Source organism: Pseudomonas sp. NDM (assembly GCF_003105095.1).
GTDB lineage: Bacteria > Pseudomonadota > Gammaproteobacteria > Pseudomonadales > Pseudomonadaceae > Aquipseudomonas > Aquipseudomonas moraviensis_A.
Window position 1 is genome coordinate 1 of record NZ_QETJ01000246.1, and the last position, 4923, is coordinate 4923.

The following is a 4923-nucleotide window of genomic DNA, read 5'->3' on the forward strand; positions in this document are numbered from 1 at the left end:
GACCGCAATCGCGAGCAGGCTCACTCCTACAGGGGGCTGCGTGCGTTCAGTTGAGGCTGTCTTGCAGATGACCGCGCAGCGCTTGCAGCTCGGCCTGTAACTTCTGCAGGCGTTCAAGGGTGAAGCCGCTGGCGCCAAGAATGCACTGCGGCACAGTCTGCGCCTTGTCGCGCAATGCCCGGCCCGCTGCGGTCAGCTCGACAATTACCACGCGTTCATCTTCACGACTGCGGGTGCGGCTGAGCAGGCCTTCGGCTTCCAGTCGTTTGAGCAACGGCGTCAGCGAACCCGGATCGGTCAGCAGGCGCGCGCTGATTTCTCCGACAGTCAAACCGTCCTTCTCCCACAACACCATCATCGCCAGATACTGCGGATAGGTCAGGCCCAGCGCCTGCAATAGCGGCTTGTAGACCTTGGTCATCATCAGCGAGGTCGAGTGCAGGGCGAAGCACGCCTGATTGTCGAGCAGCAGGTCGTCGCAATTGTCGCGTTCGGAAGTCATGTCAAAGCCTTGATCGTTGATCGTTTTGAATCTAGCGCTCGAACCTTTAATGCGCCAGACAAATATGCCCGGCGTCAGTGCCCGGCGAATTGCCGTTGCAGCGCCAGATCCCACGGCGGCACCGGACTGAAGCGGGTTTTAAGGTATTCCAGCAGCAGGCGACTGCGTGAATGGATCTGCTGTTCCATGCGCAGCGCATAAATGCCGGTGGACTCCGGTGGCGGCAGGCCATTTTCGCAGAACAGCGGCACCAGCTCGCCGCGCAGCAGGTATTCACTGGCCAGCCAGGTCGGCAGGTGTGCGACGCCCAGACCCGCCGCCGCGCCACATGCCAGAGCTTCGGCATTGTTGGCGCTCAGGCGTACGCGCGACGGACGGTGCAGTTGCAGCTGCCCATCCACTTCGAATTTCCAGGCAAAGGGCGGGGCGAGGCCTTCCCAATCGAGGCCGTCGTGTTCGCTCAACTGCTCGGGATGATTGGGCATGCCACGACGCTTGAGGTAGTCAGGACTCGCGCAGGCCACGCGGACCATGCTGGCCAAGGGCGTGGCGACCAGACGCGAGTCGGCCAACTGCCCGGTACGCAGCACCAGATCGACCTTGCCCAGACTGCTGCCGGCCATGTCGATGAAGCTGTCGATCAGATGCATCTGCACATCGAGTCCCGGGTACAGCAGGAGAAAGTCGGCAATCACCGGCGCCAGATGCCGCCGTCCGAATGCCGCTGGCGCATCGATGCGGATCAAGCCTTCCGGCGCGCTGCTCAATGAAACGGCCTCGGCGCGGGCCAGCTGCAATTCGGCGATGATCCGCCGCGCCCGTTCGGCAAAGGCCAGTCCGGCCGAAGTCGGCAGCACGGCATGGGTGCTGCGCACAAACAGCTGGCTGCCGACGGCACTTTCCAGGCTGTCGATGCGCCGGGCTACAGCGGAAGGCGTCAGCGGATGACGGCGCGACGCGGCAGAAAAGCTGCCACTCTCCAGCACGTCGAGAAACAGACCAAGCTGCTCGGTCAATTGGTTGGGATTCATGTGAAAACACGCTTGTGCAAAATCGGCACAGCCATTGTGCGTTGCTGTGCGTTTCCTCGCTAGGCGCGAGTGCGTAGCATTGGCCGCCTGTCGTTAGAGGATTACGTTTGTGATGGATTTTCTGTTGTACCTGCTGTTCGGCGCTGCCCTTGGCACATTGGGCGGGATCTTTGGCATTGGCGGCGGTTTGATCGCGATTCCGTTGCTCGGCGTGTGGTTCGGCCTTGATCAGCAGATCGCCCAAGGCACGGCGCTGGTGATGGTGGTGCCCAACGTCATGCTGGCGCTGTGGCGTTATCACCAGCGCAACCGCATCGAGTTGCGCCATGCGCTGCCGCTGGCGGTGATGGGTTTCTGCTTCGCCTGGCTCGGCTCGATCTGGGCAGTGGGCATTGATGCGCAAACCATGCGCATCGGCTTTGTCGCGTTTCTGGTGGCGCTGTCGGCCTACAACCTGTTGAAGATGTTCGGCCCGCGCCCGGCGCCGACTGCCGAGTTGCGCTATTCGTGGCCTTGGCTGGGTGTGCTTGGCGCCGCATCGGGAACCATGGGCGGCTTGTTCGGCGTGGGCGGCGCCGTGGTCGCCACGCCGGTGCTGACCAGCCTGTTCGGCACCACGCAGGTGGTCGCTCAGGGCTTGTCATTGGCGCTGGCCTTGCCGAGCACCGGTGTGACGCTAGTGACTTACGCCGTGCACCACGAAGTCGACTGGATGATCGGTTTGCCGCTGGCAGTCGGTGGTCTGCTCAGCATCAGTTGGGGCGTGAAAGTTGCCCACGCCATGCCGGAGAAACTGCTGCGCGGGCTGTTCTGCGGCTTCCTGGTGATGTGTGCGGTGATGCTCGCATTTAAAGTTTGAAGCCTTCGACGATGTGTTCGGCCAGGCACTCGGTGATCGGCGACGGGTTGTTCAGGTTGCGGATCAGCATGATGCTCGCCTCGGGCAACAGCGGCAGGTCTTCGGCGGCGCCGAGGATGCGCATGTCCGGGGTGATCAGGCTTTCCAGCTGCGCGGTGATCGCCAGACCCGCGCTGACCACGGCCATCAGCGCCGACAGGCTGCTGCTGTTGTAGGCGATGCGGTAATCGCGGCCCATCGCGTCCAGCGCATTGCACGCCCACAAGCGGCAGAAACAGTCGCTGTTGAACATCGCCAGCGGCAACGGAGTCTGTTCGTGGGCGCTGAAGTTCTGCGCCTCGGCCCAGACAAAGCGCTCCTTGCGCAATAACTGGCCAATCTCGTTACCGGGTTCACGGGTGACGATCGACAAATCCAGATCGGTGCGTTGCAGCAACTGCTTGCTCGACTCGCAATGCACCTCGATCTGGATCAGCGGATAGAACTGCGCAAATCGCGACAGGATCCCCGGCAGAAAACGCATCACATAATCATCCGGTGTGCCGATGCGCACGGTGCCGACCATGTGCGGCTCGCGCAGGGTGTTGAACACCTCACTGTGCAGCTTGAGGATGCGCCGCGCGTAACCGAGCAGCACCTGGCCCTCAGCGGTCAAGCGCACCTGGCGACCATCGCGCTCGAACAGCTGGCGCTGCAACACGTCTTCTTCCAGGCGTTTCATCTGCATGCTCACCGCCGACTGGGTGCGATTGACCATCTCGCCAGCACGGGTGAAGCCGCCCTGATCGGCAATCGCGACGAAGGTGCGCAGGACATCGGTATCGATACTGGGGTACGCGGACAATTGATGAATCTCCGTGATGCATGCCATCAGAAACATTCGTTGGATTGATCTTAGCGCCGGCGCGAGACTTGAGCCATCCACAAAAGGAGGCAAGACGATGAAAGGTCAAAGAGAGTATGTGAGTGAACAACAGCAGGCTGGCCACGGGCATATCGTGTCCGATCTGCTGCACAAGTTCAGCCGTTGGTACGAGCTGCACCGTGAGCGGGAAATGCTCGCCGGGTTGAGCGACGAAGCGTTGAAGGACATCGGCATCAGCCGCGCCGATGTCGAACACGAAACCGTGCGGCCGTTCTGGGACGACCCGATGCATAAATGATGAGGCCATCGCTACACAAACCCCTTTCAGGTGAGGTAGGTTGCGAGCAGACATGGAGGAATCAATGCCCGCGACAGTGTCCTTTTCCATCAAACAGGCGCGACGTCTGGCGCTGGCTGCCCAAGGGTTCAATGGGCGCCAGCCGCCGACCGTCAACGCCAGCCACCTCAACCGGCTGATCGATCGGCTGGGTCTGCTGCAAATCGATTCCGTCAATGCCGTGGTGCGCTCGCACTACCTGCCGCTGTTTTCCCGCCTTGGTTCCTATTCTTCCGACTTGCTCGACCAGGCTGCCTGGAGTTCGGGGCGTCGCCGTACGCTGTTCGAATACTGGGGCCATGAAGCGTCGCTGCTGCCGCTGTCGATGCATCCGTTGCTGGGCTGGCGGATGCAGCGAGCCAGGCGGGGCGAGGATATCTATCAGCACTTGGCGAAGTTTGGTCGCGAACAACAGGAAATCATTCGCCGCGTGCTGGCCACGGTTGAAGAGCGGGGCGCGTTGGGCGCGGGAAGTCTGTCGACCCGCGAAGACAAGGCCGGGCCGTGGTGGGACTGGAGTGCTGAGAAACAGGCGCTGGAATGGTTGTTCGCCGCCGGCGAGGTGACGGTGGCGGGGCGACGCGGGTTTGAGCGTTTGTACGATTTACCCGAGCGGGTGATTCCGGCAGCGATCCTGCAGCAGCCGCTGGCGGATGAGGCCGAAGCACAACGCGGTTTGCTGTTGCACGCAGCGCAAGCGCTGGGCGTCGGTACGGAGAAAGATTTGCGCGATTATTTCCGGCTGAATCCTGCGGATACACGGCCGCGTCTGGCTGAGCTGGTCGAGGCGGGACAATTGCAGATGTGCGAAGTCGGCGATTGGCGGCAGATCGCCTATTGCCTGCCGGAGCCCAAAGTGCCGCGCAAGGTCATTGCCAGTGCGCTGTTGTCGCCGTTCGACTCATTGATCTGGGAACGCAGCCGCACCGAGCGCCTGTTCGATTTCCGTTACCGTCTGGAGATTTATACGCCGCAGCCCAAACGGGTTTACGGCTATTACGTATTGCCGTTTTTGCACAACGAACGGATTGCCGCGCGGGTTGATCTGCGTGCCGAGCGGGCGGCGGGGCAGTTGGCGGTGCATGCGGTTCACGAGGAAGAGCCGGGGCTGGACGAGGAGGGGATGCTGGCGCTGGCCCTGAATTTGCGGCGGATGGCGGGTTGGTTAGGGCTTGAGCGGGTGCAGTTGAATTGTCAGCGCGAGAGTGCTGCTCGGCTCAGGCTGGCATTGCTATGACCTGGGTCTGGACATGGCCTGGGAGCTCGACCTGTTCGGGCGCATCCAGCGCAATCTGGAAGCCAGCGACGCCGACCAACAGGCTGCCGAAG

At 61.9% G+C, this 4923-nt stretch carries 6 protein-coding genes and 1 pseudogene; 4 read left to right on the top strand and 3 right to left on the bottom strand.

The features are described from left to right. Positions 1 to 46: 46 nt before the first annotated feature. Together DCO47_RS25675 and DCO47_RS25680 are read right to left on the bottom strand one after the other, a co-directional pair. The gene (locus DCO47_RS25675; protein WP_042607887.1) at positions 47 to 502 is read right to left on the bottom strand and encodes a MarR family winged helix-turn-helix transcriptional regulator; all 456 of its coding nucleotides are present in this window, start codon (positions 500 to 502) and stop codon (positions 47 to 49) included. 74 nt (positions 503 to 576) lie between these two features. Continuing rightward, complete coding sequence (locus tag DCO47_RS25680; RefSeq protein ID WP_116659206.1) at positions 577 to 1533, bottom strand: LysR substrate-binding domain-containing protein; 957 nt, start codon at positions 1531 to 1533, stop codon at positions 577 to 579. A gap of 112 nt (positions 1534 to 1645) precedes the next feature. On the opposite strand from DCO47_RS25680, the gene DCO47_RS25685 reads away from it, so the two are divergent. Next, on the top strand, positions 1646 to 2392 hold the full coding sequence (locus DCO47_RS25685; RefSeq protein WP_371919902.1) for a sulfite exporter TauE/SafE family protein: 747 nt from the start codon (positions 1646 to 1648) through the stop codon (positions 2390 to 2392). Here DCO47_RS25685 and DCO47_RS25690 read toward each other — a convergent pair. Further along, entirely contained in the window at positions 2382 to 3236 is an 855-nt protein-coding gene (locus tag DCO47_RS25690; protein WP_172667885.1) for a LysR substrate-binding domain-containing protein, read from the bottom strand. The genes DCO47_RS25685 and DCO47_RS25690 overlap by 11 nt on opposite strands. Before the next feature lie 97 nt (positions 3237 to 3333). Here DCO47_RS25690 and DCO47_RS25695 point away from each other — a divergent pair, with 97 nt between their 5' ends. From DCO47_RS25695 to DCO47_RS27435, 3 genes and pseudogenes are all read left to right on the top strand, one after another. Beyond that, positions 3334 to 3555, top strand: coding sequence for a DUF1127 domain-containing protein (locus DCO47_RS25695; protein WP_042607883.1), 222 nt, complete (start codon positions 3334 to 3336; stop codon positions 3553 to 3555). A gap of 64 nt (positions 3556 to 3619) precedes the next feature. Then, positions 3620 to 4831, top strand: a complete 1212-nt coding sequence (locus tag DCO47_RS25700) for a winged helix-turn-helix domain-containing protein (protein WP_116659208.1) — start codon at positions 3620 to 3622, stop codon at positions 4829 to 4831. Beyond that, a pseudogene (locus DCO47_RS27435) lies at positions 4827 to 4923 on the top strand (hypothetical protein); the annotation flags it as partial. The gene DCO47_RS25700 and the pseudogene DCO47_RS27435, both read left to right, overlap by 5 nt.

Coding starts and splice junctions, on each gene's coding strand:
- DCO47_RS25700 (WP_116659208.1), top strand. CDS start 3,620: ATGCCCGCGACAGTGTCCTTTTCCATCAAACAGGCGCGACGTCTGGCG.
- DCO47_RS25680 (WP_116659206.1), bottom strand. CDS start 1,533: ATGAATCCCAACCAATTGACCGAGCAGCTTGGTCTGTTTCTCGACGTG.
- DCO47_RS25675 (WP_042607887.1), bottom strand. CDS start 502: ATGACTTCCGAACGCGACAATTGCGACGACCTGCTGCTCGACAATCAG.
- DCO47_RS25685 (WP_371919902.1), top strand. CDS start 1,646: ATGGATTTTCTGTTGTACCTGCTGTTCGGCGCTGCCCTTGGCACATTG.
- DCO47_RS25695 (WP_042607883.1), top strand. CDS start 3,334: ATGAAAGGTCAAAGAGAGTATGTGAGTGAACAACAGCAGGCTGGCCAC.